Origin of the sequence: Chitinophaga qingshengii (genome assembly GCF_014529935.1) — a bacterium.
Classification (GTDB): Bacteria; Bacteroidota; Bacteroidia; order Chitinophagales; family Chitinophagaceae; genus Chitinophaga; species Chitinophaga qingshengii.
On sequence record NZ_JACVFC010000004.1, the window covers coordinates 359,645 to 375,168 of the forward strand.

General features: G+C 46.7%; 18 protein-coding genes and 1 tRNA gene. 8 read left to right on the top strand and 11 right to left on the bottom strand.

Annotation, left to right across the window (positions count from 1 at the left end; translation table 11 throughout):
• Window positions 1–122 precede the first annotated feature (122 nt).
• Window positions 123–404 (top strand): hypothetical protein, encoded by a 282-nt coding sequence (locus ICL07_RS25910; RefSeq protein WP_188090966.1) that lies wholly within the window; start codon window positions 123–125, stop codon window positions 402–404.
• A 58-nt stretch (window positions 405–462) separates the two neighbouring features.
• Here the strand turns inward: ICL07_RS25910 and ICL07_RS25915 are convergent, their stop codons facing one another.
• A complete protein-coding gene (locus tag ICL07_RS25915; protein WP_188090967.1) occupies window positions 463–1,314 on the bottom strand; it encodes an AraC family transcriptional regulator in 852 nt (283 codons plus the stop codon).
• A gap of 84 nt (window positions 1,315–1,398) precedes the next feature.
• Between ICL07_RS25915 and ICL07_RS25920 the strand changes: the two genes are divergently transcribed.
• Window positions 1,399–1,797: a DoxX family membrane protein gene (locus ICL07_RS25920; RefSeq protein WP_188090968.1), complete on the top strand. Its 399-nt coding sequence runs from the start codon at window positions 1,399–1,401 to the stop codon at window positions 1,795–1,797.
• Here ICL07_RS25920 and ICL07_RS25925 read toward each other — a convergent pair.
• Window positions 1,787–2,626, bottom strand: a complete 840-nt coding sequence (locus ICL07_RS25925; protein WP_188090969.1) for a hypothetical protein — start codon at window positions 2,624–2,626, stop codon at window positions 1,787–1,789. The two genes, ICL07_RS25920 and ICL07_RS25925, sit on opposite strands and share 11 nt — an antisense overlap.
• Window positions 2,627–2,702: 76 nt before the next feature.
• Here ICL07_RS25925 and ICL07_RS25930 point away from each other — a divergent pair, with 76 nt between their 5' ends.
• Complete coding sequence (locus ICL07_RS25930; RefSeq protein WP_188090970.1) at window positions 2,703–3,428, top strand: hypothetical protein; 726 nt, start codon at window positions 2,703–2,705, stop codon at window positions 3,426–3,428.
• A gap of 2 nt (window positions 3,429–3,430) precedes the next feature.
• On the opposite strand, the gene ICL07_RS25935 is transcribed toward ICL07_RS25930, so the two are convergent.
• Window positions 3,431–4,105 carry a carboxypeptidase-like regulatory domain-containing protein gene (locus tag ICL07_RS25935; RefSeq protein WP_188090971.1) on the bottom strand — a complete coding sequence of 225 codons (675 nt, stop codon included), beginning with the start codon at window positions 4,103–4,105 and terminating at the stop codon, window positions 3,431–3,433.
• 167 nt (window positions 4,106–4,272) lie between these two features.
• Between ICL07_RS25935 and ICL07_RS25940 the strand changes: the two genes are divergently transcribed.
• Together ICL07_RS25940 and ICL07_RS25945 are read left to right on the top strand one after the other, a co-directional pair.
• On the top strand, window positions 4,273–5,172 hold the full coding sequence (locus tag ICL07_RS25940; RefSeq protein ID WP_188090972.1) for a hypothetical protein: 900 nt from the start codon (window positions 4,273–4,275) through the stop codon (window positions 5,170–5,172).
• A gap of 9 nt (window positions 5,173–5,181) precedes the next feature.
• On the top strand, window positions 5,182–5,886 hold the full coding sequence (locus tag ICL07_RS25945) for a hypothetical protein (protein WP_188090973.1): 705 nt from the start codon (window positions 5,182–5,184) through the stop codon (window positions 5,884–5,886).
• Here ICL07_RS25945 and ICL07_RS25950 read toward each other — a convergent pair.
• Together ICL07_RS25950 and ICL07_RS25955 are read right to left on the bottom strand one after the other, a co-directional pair.
• Window positions 5,868–6,437: a 2'-5' RNA ligase family protein gene (locus ICL07_RS25950; RefSeq protein WP_188090974.1), complete on the bottom strand. Its 570-nt coding sequence runs from the start codon at window positions 6,435–6,437 to the stop codon at window positions 5,868–5,870. The two genes, ICL07_RS25945 and ICL07_RS25950, sit on opposite strands and share 19 nt — an antisense overlap.
• A 162-nt stretch (window positions 6,438–6,599) precedes the next feature.
• A complete protein-coding gene (locus ICL07_RS25955) occupies window positions 6,600–7,181 on the bottom strand; it encodes a hypothetical protein (RefSeq protein WP_188090975.1) in 582 nt (193 codons plus the stop codon).
• Between the two features lie 117 nt (window positions 7,182–7,298).
• Here ICL07_RS25955 and ICL07_RS25960 point away from each other — a divergent pair, with 117 nt between their 5' ends.
• From ICL07_RS25960 to ICL07_RS25970, 3 genes are all read left to right on the top strand, one after another.
• On the top strand, window positions 7,299–8,114 hold the full coding sequence (locus tag ICL07_RS25960; protein WP_188090976.1) for a helix-turn-helix domain-containing protein: 816 nt from the start codon (window positions 7,299–7,301) through the stop codon (window positions 8,112–8,114).
• A gap of 73 nt (window positions 8,115–8,187) precedes the next feature.
• Window positions 8,188–8,562 carry a VOC family protein gene (locus ICL07_RS25965; protein ID WP_188090977.1) on the top strand — a complete coding sequence of 125 codons (375 nt, stop codon included), beginning with the start codon at window positions 8,188–8,190 and terminating at the stop codon, window positions 8,560–8,562.
• A gap of 78 nt (window positions 8,563–8,640) precedes the next feature.
• Window positions 8,641–9,465: an AAC(3) family N-acetyltransferase gene (locus ICL07_RS25970; RefSeq protein ID WP_188090978.1), complete on the top strand. Its 825-nt coding sequence runs from the start codon at window positions 8,641–8,643 to the stop codon at window positions 9,463–9,465.
• A 129-nt stretch (window positions 9,466–9,594) separates the two neighbouring features.
• Here ICL07_RS25970 and ICL07_RS25975 read toward each other — a convergent pair.
• The 6 genes from ICL07_RS25975 to ICL07_RS26000 form a co-directional block, all read right to left on the bottom strand.
• Window positions 9,595–9,666 (bottom strand) — tRNA-Arg (locus ICL07_RS25975).
• Between the two features lie 57 nt (window positions 9,667–9,723).
• Window positions 9,724–11,526: an AMP-dependent synthetase/ligase gene (locus ICL07_RS25980; RefSeq protein WP_188090979.1), complete on the bottom strand. Its 1,803-nt coding sequence runs from the start codon at window positions 11,524–11,526 to the stop codon at window positions 9,724–9,726.
• A 20-nt stretch (window positions 11,527–11,546) separates the two neighbouring features.
• On the bottom strand, window positions 11,547–11,801 hold the full coding sequence (locus tag ICL07_RS25985; protein WP_188090980.1) for a 2TM domain-containing protein: 255 nt from the start codon (window positions 11,799–11,801) through the stop codon (window positions 11,547–11,549).
• Window positions 11,802–11,888: 87 nt separating this feature from the next.
• Window positions 11,889–12,551: a YceI family protein gene (locus ICL07_RS25990; protein WP_188090981.1), complete on the bottom strand. Its 663-nt coding sequence runs from the start codon at window positions 12,549–12,551 to the stop codon at window positions 11,889–11,891.
• 65 nt (window positions 12,552–12,616) lie between these two features.
• The gene (gene paaN, locus ICL07_RS25995; RefSeq protein ID WP_188090982.1) at window positions 12,617–14,272 is read right to left on the bottom strand and encodes a phenylacetic acid degradation protein PaaN; all 1,656 of its coding nucleotides are present in this window, start codon (window positions 14,270–14,272) and stop codon (window positions 12,617–12,619) included.
• A gap of 126 nt (window positions 14,273–14,398) precedes the next feature.
• On the bottom strand, window positions 14,399–15,478 hold the full coding sequence (locus tag ICL07_RS26000; RefSeq protein ID WP_188090983.1) for a tetratricopeptide repeat protein: 1,080 nt from the start codon (window positions 15,476–15,478) through the stop codon (window positions 14,399–14,401).
• Window positions 15,479–15,524 lie beyond the last annotated feature (46 nt).

The following is a 15,524-nucleotide window of genomic DNA, read 5'->3' on the forward strand; positions in this document are numbered from 1 at the left end:
GGGTTTAAACCGACTATAAAGATGTAAAAATTCGGCCATAAATAAAAGCGGGATATGTTGCGGGCACGTGAAAGAAATCCCTACTTTTGTAACCAGCATCATTTAAACGAAAACATACCACTATGGCACAGTTACCTAAATTTCTGATCGCAGACGATCCTGTAACAGATCCGGAGAACGAATATATTTTTCACACCGAGAAACCCCGCTTCTTTGCCAAACGTGTAGAAGAAGACGAAGAAACTGCCTACATCGATATCATTGAAGAAATTGATGATGTAGAGGCCTTCTACAAAAGCGCTCCGGAAAAGAAACAGGAACTGCTTGAACAACTGGAAGACTGGTACTACTCTTACATGGAATGGCTGGAAGACGACGGCGAGGAAGAAGATGAGGAAGAATAGTAACTGCAAGAAATTGAAAAGCGTCCGCCACGTCGGCGGGCGCTTTTTTGTTGCATGATCAGTTAGGTTGTAATTGTAATTGCAACTCTTTTCTGAATGCAGACGGATTGACCCCTTTGTATTTTTTGAACATCCTGTTGAGATGACTTTCATCGGTAAAACCCAGCTCATAGGCTATTTCACCTACCCGCATGCTGCTGTATTGCAGTCTCGTTTCCACCAGTTTCAGTTTGTATTGCATAATATACTGCTGTAAGCTATCCCCGTTATTCCTTTTAAAATACTCACTCAGGTAAGTAGGGGAGATATTGAAATGCGATGCGATCTGTTCGGCCCGCAGCTTCTCCGGAGCGTAAATATTTTCGTGGATATAATGCAGGATATTGAGCGGTCCTTCACTTTTGCCCGGCTGCCTGGATGATTCCGGTAACTGGCTGGAAATATTACGCGCTACAATCACCAGGATGGTATTGACAATCTGTTGAGATAAGGTCTTGTGATATGGTTGCTGGTTCACCTGTTCCCGGATCAGGGCTTCTATCAGTGATTTTACCAATGGTTTGTCACTTTTATTTTTCAGCAGGCAACCCGGCAGGTGATTGTTATTCTGGAAGATGAATTCCAGCTGTTGTATCCACTCTTTAGGCTGATTTTTTAAGTAGATGTCATTAAAGCGGATAAAGAAAAACTTGGTGCTGGCATTTATCTGAAAGGAATGATAATCCTGCGGCATGAGCAGGAACAGTTTGTCGGCGCTGTACGGCAGCTGGTTTTTATTCACGCACTGCAGGCCGCTGCCCTCTATAATGTACACCAATTCAAAGAAATTGTGTTTATGAGGCTCTATCGGGCACTCCGTGCATTCCCGGAACTCGATCTCAAAAGGCTGGTATAAGTTCTCTTGTATCATCTTATAAATTTACAGAATGATCCCCTATTTGTACAAAGTATTTTACCGGCAAAAGGCGGACCTTTGATATATAAAATTACAATAATGGAAAACAACACAATTGCCTTTGCACTGTTACGGATGGCGGTGGCAGCCAGCATGTTTGGCCACGGTCTGGTACGACTTCCCAAACTCAGCGGGTTCAGCCAATGGATGGTTACTTCCTTCGAAAAATCCATGTTACCCCGTACCCTCGTGCTGCCTTTTAGTTATGTACTGCCCATCGCGGAATTTGCTATCGGCCTGTTATTAATACTGGGTCTGTTCACCCGCCCGGCGTTGATTGCCGGCGGTATCGTGATGATGATGCTCATATTCGGTACCACCCTCATAGAAGACTGGCACTCACTGGGATCACAGCTGATACACGCTGCCTTTTTTGGGGTGTTACTGGCCTTTATACAGTATAACGGTTATGCGCTGGATCGCCTGATCAGCAAGTAATACGGGGGATCAGCATCTCCCGGAAAGCAGCAGCGGTGTCCACCCGGAAAACGATCTGTTCTACCTGCTTTTTCTTTTTAAACAATACATGTACGGAAATGGGCCGTTTTAGCTCCAGTGCCAGGTTACAGGGCTCGAAAACCTTCAGTAGCGAGAGTTGAAGGGTATGGTCCGTTACCGCGCCCCGGAAATCCCGGATCGCCTTCACCTGCTCAAAGGGAATGTACAGGGAGGTTACGAGGCCATAACGGAGGTAAATACCGTTATCATCCACCTGTATTGGCCGGGCGCATACTGCCTTCACCTGTGCCAGCAGAAAAACGACAGAATAAGCTCCGGCAGCCAGCAGCAGCCGGTGTAGCATCGGGTAGTGAAGCCGGGGAAGTAATAACCCCATGCCCGTCATTTCAAGCAGGAACAGGAAGATAAAAACGCCATAAATAGCCGGTAATCCTTGCCGGCCATACCAGGAACGCGGGGCTTCGGTGTCCCGCTTTCCCCATTTGAAAAAGGCATAATATACCAGCGTAATTTCTGTTGCCAGTGCGCGGCATACTTTGTCGTGCCGGATCACCCGTTGCAACGCCGCTAAAAGCAATTCCGGGAAATCCTGTATGGGGTTCTGCTCCCGCAGCTGCCGGTAATGGCCATAGGTGCCATGTACCAGGATAATGACCCGTAACAACAGTATGTCCAGCATCAGGCCGGAAAGCATCTTGTCCATTAACGGATGCCCATGCCCAGAAAGCAGCAGGGATAACACTTTCAGGAGGACTGCCACGATGAAAAGGATCGTCAGTAGACGGGTACGGGTAAGTGTTATTTTCATGAGGGGAATTTGCTGTTAAGTTAAATAAAGAATATGGATTTAGTGATTTTCTGAATCTGATTGTAAAAGCATCTTCATGCCACTACGCCTGCTATTGTTTATATACATATTGGCCGCCGGATGCCGTTATCAGCCAGTTAATATCCTGACTAATGATAAAAGGATATTGATCGATTCGTCATTACCGGTAGATAAGGCAAAGTTTTATAACAATGACGACTATACGACGGCATTCCCCGTCTATTACATAGGGCCTGCTACGGACAGAATTGTATTACCATCGCGGCCTTTACCTCATTTCCGCCAAACCGGAGACAGAGATTTTTATAGAGACAGTACCTGGACACATACAGACAGCGCGCATCTGCAAATTATGGTGGATGCTGCTTTTCGTATATCCAATACTGCCCGGTATTACCATTATGAACAGATAGACGATCAGCCACAAATGGTTTTGGATTCCATAGTGAGTTATAAAGCGATACCGGTTTTTCTGTACAATCGGGGGAGCGGTATATTTAGCATCGGAATATTTGGTGCCTTGACCGGGATTACATTGCAGGTTAGGAATGAAAAGGGCAAATGGCAGGATATAGCACTGCCGGCTAAGTATTATTGCAGCACCGGCGCCAGTATGCAAGTGCTGCAATCCGGGGAAATGGCGGTGGCTAAGCTGTTTCTGCTGCAAGGTGATTACCCTACGGAAGCCAGGTTAAAATTCAGGCAGTTTAGAGATAGCATCTATTCCAATGTTTTCCCGTTTACCATCAGCAAACAACAACTGAAACGGCCTGTTTTATAACTTTATGGCTGCCTGTACCTATCATACTGCTGCCGGATATACACATACAAATCATAATCACTGATATCTTTCACCTGGTCGTACGAAGGCTGGTACTTCAGCATAAACTGTGTAAGGCTATCTCCCTCCATGCCAGTGAGTTGTTGTATCAGTACCGGATTAAATTTTCGTTCCACCAGGTTTTCCTTTTCTTTATCCAGTAATATTTTTCTGAAACGTGCTTTCTTTTTATTCTTTTTAAAAGAGACCGCCTTGTATAACTGGTTGATATTAACAGCTACTACAGGTCCTACGCTGACGAGTACTTCATTCCAACGGGGCCGGCGGAAATCAAATTCTTTCTTGAATTCCTGGCGCAGGCGCAGCGAGTCGCGCAGGTAGTTATAATGTATTACGTTGATAGCTTTCAGCTCCAGTGGCTGGGATTGAAGCTGGTGTACAACAGTCGTTTTGTCCTTGCTGACAATGTATAGCAGTGGCACAAAACCCAATGCCTTCAGCAGCAGGGTATCGCCTTTCCGGGCGGTTAATTGATAGTATCCCTGCTCATTGCTGGTGGTAGCAAATTGGGTACGTTTATTCAATACCGTTACTCCGGCAACCGGAATGCTGTCTTCCGACAGAATGCTTCCCTGCACGGCATTCTGGGCATTGGCGGATACTAACGCTAATAACAATACGATTGATAAAACGGAAAACCTGTACCAACACATAACAGAAAGATAAAGATGCTTTCTCAAAGGAAAAGTTAATATTAGCCGTTTTGGTTTAAATTCGTATCATGAAAGGATTTTGGTCATATTTCTGGATAGCATATATCTTGTTTTTTGCGATCCCATTTCCCATGCTTATTTATTACAACACACGGGAAGGGTTAAACGATACCAACCCCTATCTGGCTATCGCTCTCCTGTTGTTGTCAGTGGTGTTGTGGGGTATTCTGGTAGTGCGCTGGTTCCGGAACTGGATATTATTGCCGTTTAAGATGAAACGCAATGCCGACTACCTGTTACGTGAAGGAGAGCACCGGGATGCCCGTATTCTGGAAAGTTTACAGGGGAAGACGGTGAATAATACGGTGGAAAAAAAGCTGACACTGGGACTGAAAAATTTTGTGGGAACAGACATCACCGAAAAACTGGAACTGATCGATACCAGGCCGTCGGAGATGCGCTACGAAAAAGGGAAATCTATCCGCCTGGTGATCGATAAAACACTGAAATTGCGGCCGTATATGATGGTGGACGGTGGGCAGGCAGGGCTGAATCCCGGCCGGATCATATTACTGGTAGTAGGTTGGCTGGTGCTGACGATAGCCATCGTCTGGTATTTTTATTTTTCCTACACCACAGAAAGTAATGGTTATGGCTGGCGTTTCATGAAATTTTATCACCCGCTGGTATTGTGCCCGCTGATTCTTTTCCTCACCCGTTATGGACTGGGATTATTACTGAAGCTGTTTACCGGCGGTGATCCGGGTAAATTGTTACATGTCAAATACTTCGGTGTGCAAACCATGGCGGACGTAGTGAACGCGACACAAACCGGTACTTACATCAATGAGCAGCCGCAGGTGAAGTTTGAACTGCGTTATCGCGATACCTACGGTAAAACCTATACTGCTGCACTGAAAAAGATCGTTTCCCTTATTGACCTGGGAACGGTCCGGCAGGAAAAGATTTCCATATTCTATTTAAAGGAAAATCCCTCAGAAGTAGCATTTGCGAGTGATCTGGATGATTAAATTTATTTTATGTTGAAAAACCTGCACAAGTTTTCGGGCTTATTGTTGATACTGGGCTGTCTCTCCTGCAACCAGTTGACGGATACTTTTAAAGACACTTTTAAAGAGGATAGCACCGATAATAAGAAGGAAGAGAATGCGCCAACGGCCAGCACAGTGACGTCTTCTTCTTCCTCTATCACTATAGAAACACGCATTCATCGGGATACGGTCCGTGTTTCTTCCCGTAGCAACGACAAACAAACCGCCTTCCTGGCCGATGAAGCGGCACTACAGGCAGCAGAGGCGAAACTGAAAGCATTGCCGGCGTATGCAGGTAAAAAAATGTATCTCTATGATGACATCCATGTATATGATGATGGCAGGATTAATCTGCAGTTGCGTCATCCTTCCAATCCGGAATACGTGGATAAGTATCAGTTTGAGCATGGTCAATGGTCCGGCCCGGAACCGGTACAACTGTCGGTGCGGGATAAAGTAGACGCTAAGCTGGTACCATTGGATGGTATCGACTTTAAAGCGATCGCCAACGTATACCGGAACCTGGTTGAGAAGTCTGCCACCATAGAAGGGGCTAAACCTCCCACACACATATACGGTGTTATTCATGAAAAACGTTTCTCGTGGTACCCGCGGTCTATCAGCGGCAGCCGGGAGCGGTATGCTATCAGCTTCCGGCTGGATGGTAGTGTGGATCAGTTTTTCCGCGAATAGCCGGGCAGCGGTATCTCCTGTAGTATCTCGTAACGGGACGCTTCCACTGCTTTCTTTAATACAGTGACCTTATTGCAGCAGAAGCTGTCATGGCAGTCAAAATCATGCAAATCTACCTTACTCAATTCTGCAACAGGGATATTTCTTGCGATGGTAATGTGGGGCCGGATATTTCTTTGCTGTTTGAAAGGCTTACTGATAGCGCCATGCAGGTGCATGATAGTATCAGGGTTAGCCGGTTGTAACATTAATGTAGCAGTTGCTCCATGATGAAAAATACCGGCACCATTGAGTTGTATCCGAAACGCCGGAATATTCTCCACCGCCTGAGTTACCCACCGGAGAATCCGCTGGTCTTCTTCCTCCATCAAAAATTTCATGAGTGAAATGTGGGCCAATGAATGCAGGTTATAGGACGGCAGGCTGATCATCGCTGCCAGCCGGCTTTTCATGGCCGCCACCTTGCGGATAATAAACGGCTCCGGAGAAAGTAACAGAAAGTACTCATAACTACGGAACAGTGACAACTGTGCATAATTCACCCGCGGCATGACAACGAACATTTAACATGACAATAAGTGATTGGGTGAAATAATGGGTCGTAAGTAGTAATTAAAGATAATAAATGTATGGAATGCCAACAAAATTTATCGGTTTCGCAAGAATGGCAGATATAGCGGTATCTGCCGTGGTTTGGGCGAATATCCTGATATTCAATTGTCGTTGGTAGCGGGTAATAGTCTGCCATAGGCCGCCATTACGCGGTTCACGTTCTTGCGGTGTTCCGCCCGTACAGTAGCAACGGCCTGCCGCTTTACGCGTGCGCTCAACCGGATGATTTCATCATCCAGAATATACAGGGCGATCTCTATCCGCAACATCCTGTCCCGTTGGGTAATACCACCGATAGCTATCGAAAAAGGACGGACAGAAAAATCTTCCATCACAAAACGCTCGAATAAAACCGGGTTTAATTCATACAGGGCGTGTGTTTCCAGGGGGAGCGCCAATACTATTTTTCTGATGGCTGTAGCCATCCGGGAAGAGTGCATAAAATTCCGGATGCGCCTTCTGAGGCGGGCCAGTACCTGTATAGCGGGCGTGCCATTAAACTTCGTACAGGCTTCGGTCTGGAATTGAATAATCGCTTTGATATGCAGCTCCGATTTAAGGAGATGGTCATCCAGGGTAACTCCTTTTATCACCATGATCTCATCAGAAAAGGCGGGATCCAGCAGATAGGTTTTAAACAATTCAGGGTTAGCCTGATGCAAAGGTATTTCGGGGTTATTCATAACAAATGATTTTGGGGTAACATTATTTACAGTTGATATCGGGATTTGTTCAGCCGGAACGCATGAAATAATTGTATTATTGTTTTTATATATGCACGTAAACGGCTATATTGATATATGAACCGCCAAATCAATGAACCACATCTGGACTTAGCAGCGCTGGTAAAATGTTATTGGACATTGGAAAGTCCTGCAGGAACTACGCCTGAAAGAAATACCATCGTTCCTGACGGTTGCATGAAACTGATTTTCCACTACGGCGATGTATATAAACACTACCCTGAGCACGGCGATAGTATTACGTTGCCGAGATGTTTTTTAATCGGGCAACTGACAAGGCCATATGAAGTGGAACCAACAGGAGAAACAGGTACTTTCTTTGTTTGTTTTCATCCAAACGGGTTCTTACCCTTTACCTCCATGCCCATCAGGGAGATGGAAAATACGGCGGTGCCATTGAAAATATTATTCGGAAAAGAAGGTGCCAGCCTCGAACAGCATATTTTAAGCGCTCACGATACGGCGGAACGAATAAACCTGGTGGAAACATTTTTATGTAACAAACTAAAAGATGCCGGCACAATAGATCATATTGTACAATCAACCGTCGAAACCATATTAACAGCCAACGGACAGCTGTCAGTAGATGAACTTTCCAAACAGGCAAATGTTAACCGCCGGCAGTTAGTCCGCAAGTTTTCATTCGCAATAGGACTAAGTCCCAAACAACTGTCGAAAACAATCAGGTTGCAGCATACACTCAAAATGCTGTTGAATAAAAAAGATGTCAGTCTTACTGCGTTGGCTTATGAGGGTGAATACTATGACCAGGCGCATTTTATTAAGGACTTTAAAGAATTCACCGGACTAACACCCAAAGAATTTTATGGGGATCATTTAACCATGTCTTTGATTTTTGACAGAAAAGAGTAGCCTTGTCCCATTTTTACAATTTTATGTTTCCTGTACGGCGCAATTTTGTGCTATAACATAAAACAAGTTAAAGATGAAAAATGTAAATCCTGTTTGTTGGTTTGATATCTACGTGTCCAACCTGGAACGTGCCAAAAAATTCTATGAAACCGTGTTCAGTATTCAGCTGGCGGATGCTCCGGCTGAGTGGGGTAAACAGTCTTTTTTTCCGGCAGATTATGACGGTTTGAATATTTCCGGTGCACTGGTTGAAAAAGTGGATGGGGATAGCAGTGGGAACAATACGATCATTTATTTTGCTTCTGAAGATTGTACTACCGAAGAGGTTAGGGTGGAAAATGCCGGCGGCAAAATTATCAAACCAAAAATGTCTATTGGAGAGTTTGGGTTTATATCTGTTTTAAAGGATACAGAAGGGAATATGATCGGCCTTCATTCCAGGAAATAATATAAAAAATAGACAGATGAAGATTATTTGGTAAACTTTATGTGTTGAATATAATTTAACAAGAAAACTTACTTCATTATGTCTGAAGAAAACCTGATCAACAGGACGACAAAACCTGTCACTGCAGAGGCTCTTTTCGACCAGCTGAAATCATTGGGCATTCAGTCAGGGGACACACTGCTTGTTCACTCATCGCTCAGTTCCCTGGGCTGGGTAAATGGGGGACCTGTAGCGGTTATTCAGGCATTATTACAAGCGGTCGGTGAGGAAGGCACTATAGTCATGCCTGCACAGTCAGCCAGCATCACCAACCCTGAAAACTGGCAAGCGCCTGCTGTTCCCAAAGACTGGGTCGATACGATTCGTTATACCATGCCCGCTTATGATCCCCGCATTACACCTACACGGGATATGGGACAGATTGCCGAGCTGTTTCGGACCTGGCCGGGCGCTGTGCGTAGTGATCATCCCTTCTCTTCGTTCGCTGCACTGGGGCCGCTGTCTGAACAAATTATCAGTCACCATCCGCTGCACGACCCGTTAGGCATGAGTTCCCCCCTGGGAAAGCTCTATCAATTACCGGCAAAAGTCCTGCTGATTGGTGTAGATTTCGATAAATGCACAGCATTGCATCTGGCCGAACAGATCGTATGGCCGGGTCGGCGTAAAACTATGGAAGGCGCCCCGCTGATGGTGCATGGAAAAAAACAATGGGTATCCTTTCAGGTGCCACAGGTAATGGATAGCGCTGTATTTCTGCCGGTAGGTGCTGCGGTACTGGCATCAGGAATGGCTGCCAGTGGTACGCTGGGAGAGGGGAAAGGGGTACTTGTTGGATTGCGGCAGCTGGTGGATACTGCCGTGAAAGAGTGGTCGGGGATGAAAGATCCGGTAGAGAGCTGAGAGGTGTTTCATCAACGCCTTAGACCGGATAGGAGTTTGGGGAATATTTTACTTAATCTGAAACCCACGTCCATAAATGAAAAACGCCCAAACTTAGCTTTACTAAGTTTGGGCGAATAAGCGTTTTTGTAGTCCCGACAGGGATCGAACCTGTATCTAAAGTTTAGGAAACTTCTATTCTATCCATTGAACTACGGGACCATCCTGGTACCCTTTTGGGGGTATCGGGTTGCAAAAGTAAGGGTTTTAAATTAATATTTAAAGACTTTCTATATCAACTTTCCCGCCGGAAGGCGCATAAATACCGTCAATCTCTTTTTTGTACTTTTCGAGGATCACCTTCCGTTTTACCTTCAGGGTAGGGGTGAGTTCTCCTGCATCTACACTCCATTCGTGGGGCAGTAATACAAATTTTTTTACCTGCTCTATATGGTTAAAGAACTGGTTGTACTTATCAACAGCTTGTTTGTACAGGTCCTGTACGGCAGGTTGTTTCAGCAGTGTTTCATCGCTGTCGAAGGCAATGCCCCGTTTCTGCGCCCAACCGCGGAGATTGTCGAAGGACGGAACAATCAGGGCTGCGGTGAACTTGCGGTCTTCTCCCACCACCATGATTTGCTCTATGTAGGGCGATTCCTTGAACTTGTTTTCTATGGGCTGCGGCGCCACGAACTTACCGCCGGAGGTCTTGAAAAGTTCCTTTTTACGGTCGGTGATCTTGAGAAACTTATGATCTATCAGCACACCGATATCACCGGTATGGAACCAGCCATCGGTGATGGCGTCTGCAGTGAGATCGGGGCGTTTATAGTACCCGATCGTCACACTGGGGCCTTTACACAGAATTTCCCCGTCTTCGGCGATTTTCACTTCTACATTGCTGATCACCGGTCCTACGGTACCGAACATACGATCTTCTACATTGAAGCGGTTAACACTGATGACTGGGGACGTTTCTGTAAGACCATAACCTTCCAGTATGGGAACACGGGCAGCCGTGAATATTTTCAGCAGCCTAATCTGACAGGCGGCGGCGCCATTTACAATACAGTCGATATTTCCGCCCAGGGCGGCGCGCCATTTGCTGAACACCAGTTTGTTGGCCAGTTTCAGCTGTAGTGTATACCAGAAACTCAGCGGGTGGTTAATCTCATAACGTTTGCCCAGGTCCACTGCCCAGAAAAACAGCATCCGTTTGATGCCTTTGAGCTCCAGGCCGGTGGCCATAATTTTTTCATATACTTTTTCAAGCAGTCGTGGCACGGTGGTGAAGATGGTCGGTTTTACCTCCCGCAGGTTGGCGGCAATGGTATCTGTACTTTCGGCATAATAGACGGGTACACCACTGGTGAGGTACAGGTAAGTGACCATCCGCTCGAAGATGTGGTTAAGCGGCAGAAAACTAAGCGCACGGGCATTTTTGCTGACAGGCAGGTAAGGTTGACAGGCCAGCACATTGCTCATGATATTGTGATGCGAGAGCATAACGCCTTTGGGCGTGCCGGTGGTGCCGGAAGTATAGATAATGGTGACTAACTCTTCCGGTGATATGTTTTGTTGAATCTGATCTATCTGTGGATAGTCTGCCTCGTCTGCCAGCTCCAGGATCTCCGTCCAGTGACGGGCGCCGGGTACCCGGTTAAAAGTAAAGATCTCCCGGATAGTAGGAAATTTATCCCGGGCGGCAAGTACCTTTTGCAGCAATTCCTGATCGTTGACAAAGAGGATACGCGCTTCCGCATCGTTGAGTACATATTCCAGTTCATGCTGACTGATAGTGGGATATATAGGCGTTAAAACGGCGCCGATCTGCTGCACGGCAAGATCGGTTAATATCCATTCCGGTTTATTGGGAGAGATAATAGCGATTTTGTCTTTTTCTTCATTTTGCCGGATACCCAGCTTTAGTAAGCCAGCACTGAATTTGCGGGTGAGGGCTGCTACTTCCTGTGTACTGTATTTTCTCCATTGTCCGTTTTCTTTGCCGGTAAGCATATCCTCTCTGGGATAGGTTTCCAGCTGATAGCGGATTACGTCAAATAGTCGCTGCGGTCGGTCCATTATGCTGTCTTTTTGGGTGGCTATATTCGTTTCAGCGTATCATCGAAAGTGCCTTTATGATAAGTAGTATAGTACTGTAACAGGAGTGCAATGCCCCATCCCAGGGCTGGCGCCAATGGCCAGGGAGCATTTTCGGGAAGATCCCGGTCGGAGAGCAACCACACGGTCCATAAACCCATATTCACCACCAGGTAAATGATGAGATGACATTTAAAGCCGGCCCTGGCTTTTGCAATGCGCCAGAGACGTGCATCTCTTTGCTGGGTAGTTTCCATGTGAAGTGGTTTTAGATTGAAGCAGCTGCTGTACTCAATTTAAAATATTTTATCGGCTTTCCGGCAGAAAAAACGAAAAAATATAGCCTATCTGGATGCGCTGATATGAAACCCGATATTGACCTGTGAATTGATCAGTTTGTCCTGTAATGATTTGTCTGCCCGGTAGTTAATGCCCCACAGGGTACGGTCTATGTTGAAATTGGCGACAGCAGTGAGTTGATGTTTGTCTATATGAACACGCGCAGGAAAGGAGATGTTTTTAACCACGCTTTTAAGCGTCAGGTTTCCGGAAATAAGATGGGTGGCACCTTTTAGTGCTACTTCTTCTCCAACGGCAGGATGATAGGCATTAACGGCAGTAATGTCGAAAGTAGCGGTAGGGAACTTTTCTATGTCAAAAAAGGAACTGCTTTTCAGTTCTCTTTCCAGTTTATTTTTCATGGCGGTATCTGAGGCGAGGTCTATGTTCTGCAATGTGTACATGTTGATCACCAGTTGTCCGCCGGTAATGAGGGAGTCTTTTACATAGATAGCGCCGCCGGCCAGCCGCAGGGTACCGCGGTGTTGACCGGTAGGTTTGGTCCCAATCCATTCAATGAGACAGGCAGCGGTATCAGCCAGATAAGCATTGCCGGTGGCGGCTGTCACTGTCTGCGCATTGGTGGCGCTGGCCTTGTCTGCCTTGGGCGCCTGCTCGCAGGCTACCAGGATAACGCCGGGTAAAAGAATAAATGCAATACTTTTCATAAATATCTCCCTGCAATTATAAAGCCCGGCGTTCGGGGAACGCTCCGAACGCCGGTATCATCCATCTATGCGATCATTTCCCGGTTACCTACCCATACAAACCGTTTGATAATAAATTCCTGATTGGTGAAACTGGCGTTGCCAGCCGGATTACCTCCACTTACGTGGAAATCGGAAAAGGCGGCATGCTGGTTTACCCAGATAAAACCAGTAAGATTAAATGAAACAGGGGTAAATACACTGTTCATTTCATCTGTGATTTTTTCTTTGGTGGCAGGATCGGTGGTGTAAGCGGCACATGTAATGGCGCCGTGTTTCTGCGCCATCTGTTTGGCGAGCTGAATGGTGTGTGTGGTATCTTTCGTCTTAACGATCAGCACAATCGGGCCAAACAGTTCTTTTTCGTAAATACTGCTATCAGCACTGCTTACTTCAAGAATGGTAGGCGCCAGTACCCGGGCTTTGGCGAATTCTTCGTTATTCACCGGAGTGCCGGCCAGTATTACTTTACCACCCAGTTGCGCGGCTTCCTGCGCCCGGTGGTAGGTGTTTTCATTTTGCAGGGCGCCCAATGTGCCGGGACCCATTTTCGGATTGTTGACGAGCGCTACTACCGCATCGTGGAACCGCTGTACCACATCATTGAAGCTCACATGCCCTGCTGCGGTGTTGATACCGGTTTCGGGGATAAAGAAGTTCTGCGGAGCGGTACACATCTGGCCGGAGTACAGGCTCACGGAAAAAGCGAGGTTCTGTATCACTGCGTCCAGGTCATTAACACTGTCCAGCAATACGGAGTTCACGCCGGCTTTTTCGGTGAAGACAGTCTTACCGGGAAGCGACTCTACGTAGTTGCCGAAGGCACTGCTGCCGGTATAATCAATCAGTTTTACCCCTGTATGTTCTGCCAGTGTTTTGGCGATGAGATGGTCGGAACTATCAGGCGCCAGCTGACACAAATGCGGATCGTGACCATTATCCTGCAGCACTTGCTGAATGGCACTCACCGCAATGGCTATAGGCAAAATCGCTCTTGGATGTGGCTTAATGATGACCGGGTTGCCGGTGATCAGGTTGGCATATACGCCCGGTAGTGTGTTCCATACCGGGAAAGTAGAGCAACCAATCACTACACCGGTTCCTTTCGGAATAGCCCGGAAAGTCTTTTTAAGCCGGATGCTGGTCTTGCCCATCGGTTTCTCCCATTCCAGTTCAGCAGGGTATCGCAGCAACTCATGATAACCGGTGGCGATGGCTTCAAGGGCGCGGTCGTTGGCGTGTGGACCGGATGCCTGGAAACTCATCATAAAGCTCTGGCCGGTGGTATGCATGGTGGCATTGGCGATATCAAAAAAGTAGTCTTTAATTCGTTCAAGCGTCTCCGTTAGTACGCCGGCTCTTTCCTGTACGGATGTGTGGGCCCAGGCGTGAGCGGCTTCACCGGCTCTGCTTACGAGATCATCTACCGCAAAGGTAGGGTAGGTAACACCCAGCACTTCCTGGGTATAAGGGGATACTTCTTCTCCCACCCAGCCGGTTTCACCGGTTTGCAGCAGCTGTTTAAAGGGTTTGTTCAGCAACTGCTGATAACTTTGTACACCTTTTGCGTGGGCTTCTTCCCCGTACGCTTTGGGGTGCTCCGGATAGTGCGAATAGAAGGTTCTCTCGTGGTTCGCTTTAACAGCGGCATCAATCGTGTTTTGGTGTTTGGTAGCGAGCATATTCAGATTTTGAGATTATTCAGACAGCCCGGGTGGTGTACCCGGACTGAAAAAAGCTTGCTAATAACGCTTCACTTACTCATCCCATGCTCCTCGTCCCGGCATTGCTGCTCCGGGAAGCTGATATTAATACCCTGAGTTGATCAGCGTGAATCTTCCGTCGTTGTAATATTCATCCGGCCTCGGTTTCAGCGGATGGTTACGCTGGTATTTCAGGAAATCGTCGTAATCCTGTTTATGCAGCGTTACCCATGCTTTATAGTTGGCCTGGTTGGCGGCCGGACCGAACAGCCAGTGATTGTATGATTCAAACATACCCTGCTGCAACATCGTCTGTTGAAAATCAAAAAGTGCATAAGGGTAATTGTTGCTATAGGAATTGTACCAATCCAGCAGGAAACGGGTACGGGCCATAATCAGGGCGTCAGGATCTACACCACCGGTAATCACACTCAGCTGTTTACCCATGCACTGTTTGTATGCCTGAACAAAACCGCCGTCACCTTTACTTTTCCGGCCTTTTTTGCCTTCTTCTTCAGGCACCATGGCATCGAAAAGGCTCGGGTCGTTAAAGAGTTTTTTGTATGATTCCAATACGATATTCCTGATCTCCGCGGTCCGCGTGGTGAAGCTCTCCATGTTCATGAAGGTTTCGCCATATAAGATGCACCACAGTGGATTGTTGCTGTAATAATAGGTTTTGGTGGCATTGTAGTAGTTACCCGGAAAACCAGGGTCCTGCTCAATACCTTTCAGCCAGGAACGCAGGGCGCCGTCATACATCTTAAAGTTCATGGCCAGCGTGCCGTTGTCGTTGTACAACTCACCGCTGTTGGGAAATTTACGGATCGCTTTTTCGTACATGCGTTGAGCGGTTTTCCACTCTTCCCGCCCCTGATAAATGTTACCGGCAATCTGGAACACCTGTACATCTGCCTCTTTCTTATTCAGCAGGGGCTCAATCACACTCTTGGCTTTGTTGAGGTCTCCTTTCAGATAAAAGGTGAAACCCAGCTGCTTCCTGAATTCGAAATTGTCGGGTTCTAACTGTAACGCCTGGTTTAATACCAGCACAGCATTGGAGTAATCCCCGTTACGCATGAAATTGGTAGCGGTTTTATATAACTCCTTTGCATCCTGTGCAACGGCCGCTTGTGTAAATAGTACTCCCGCAACTAAAACTGCTTTCAATAAAGAAGACCTCATATGCATTCCTGTCTGTCGTTTGTTGTAAAAGTAAGGAAAATGGGGT

What these genes read in the sequence shown, in the direction of transcription:
- ICL07_RS25910 (WP_188090966.1), top strand. Translation starts at nt 123, where the DNA reads ATGGCACAGTTACCTAAATTTCTGATCGCAGACGATCCTGTAACAGAT.
- ICL07_RS25915 (WP_188090967.1), bottom strand. Translation starts at nt 1,314, where the DNA reads ATGATACAAGAGAACTTATACCAGCCTTTTGAGATCGAGTTCCGGGAA.
- ICL07_RS25920 (WP_188090968.1), top strand. Translation starts at nt 1,399, where the DNA reads ATGGAAAACAACACAATTGCCTTTGCACTGTTACGGATGGCGGTGGCA.
- ICL07_RS25925 (WP_188090969.1), bottom strand. Translation starts at nt 2,626, where the DNA reads ATGAAAATAACACTTACCCGTACCCGTCTACTGACGATCCTTTTCATC.
- ICL07_RS25930 (WP_188090970.1), top strand. Translation starts at nt 2,703, where the DNA reads ATGCCACTACGCCTGCTATTGTTTATATACATATTGGCCGCCGGATGC.
- ICL07_RS25940 (WP_188090972.1), top strand. Translation starts at nt 4,273, where the DNA reads ATGCTTATTTATTACAACACACGGGAAGGGTTAAACGATACCAACCCC.
- ICL07_RS25945 (WP_188090973.1), top strand. Translation starts at nt 5,182, where the DNA reads ATGTTGAAAAACCTGCACAAGTTTTCGGGCTTATTGTTGATACTGGGC.
- ICL07_RS25950 (WP_188090974.1), bottom strand. Translation starts at nt 6,437, where the DNA reads ATGCCGCGGGTGAATTATGCACAGTTGTCACTGTTCCGTAGTTATGAG.
- ICL07_RS25955 (WP_188090975.1), bottom strand. Translation starts at nt 7,181, where the DNA reads ATGAATAACCCCGAAATACCTTTGCATCAGGCTAACCCTGAATTGTTT.
- ICL07_RS25960 (WP_188090976.1), top strand. Translation starts at nt 7,299, where the DNA reads ATGAACCGCCAAATCAATGAACCACATCTGGACTTAGCAGCGCTGGTA.
- ICL07_RS25965 (WP_188090977.1), top strand. Translation starts at nt 8,188, where the DNA reads ATGAAAAATGTAAATCCTGTTTGTTGGTTTGATATCTACGTGTCCAAC.
- ICL07_RS25970 (WP_188090978.1), top strand. Translation starts at nt 8,641, where the DNA reads ATGTCTGAAGAAAACCTGATCAACAGGACGACAAAACCTGTCACTGCA.
- ICL07_RS25980 (WP_188090979.1), bottom strand. Translation starts at nt 11,526, where the DNA reads ATGGACCGACCGCAGCGACTATTTGACGTAATCCGCTATCAGCTGGAA.
- ICL07_RS25985 (WP_188090980.1), bottom strand. Translation starts at nt 11,801, where the DNA reads ATGGAAACTACCCAGCAAAGAGATGCACGTCTCTGGCGCATTGCAAAA.
- ICL07_RS25990 (WP_188090981.1), bottom strand. Translation starts at nt 12,551, where the DNA reads ATGAAAAGTATTGCATTTATTCTTTTACCCGGCGTTATCCTGGTAGCC.
- paaN (WP_188090982.1), bottom strand. Translation starts at nt 14,272, where the DNA reads ATGCTCGCTACCAAACACCAAAACACGATTGATGCCGCTGTTAAAGCG.
- ICL07_RS26000 (WP_188090983.1), bottom strand. Translation starts at nt 15,478, where the DNA reads ATGAGGTCTTCTTTATTGAAAGCAGTTTTAGTTGCGGGAGTACTATTT.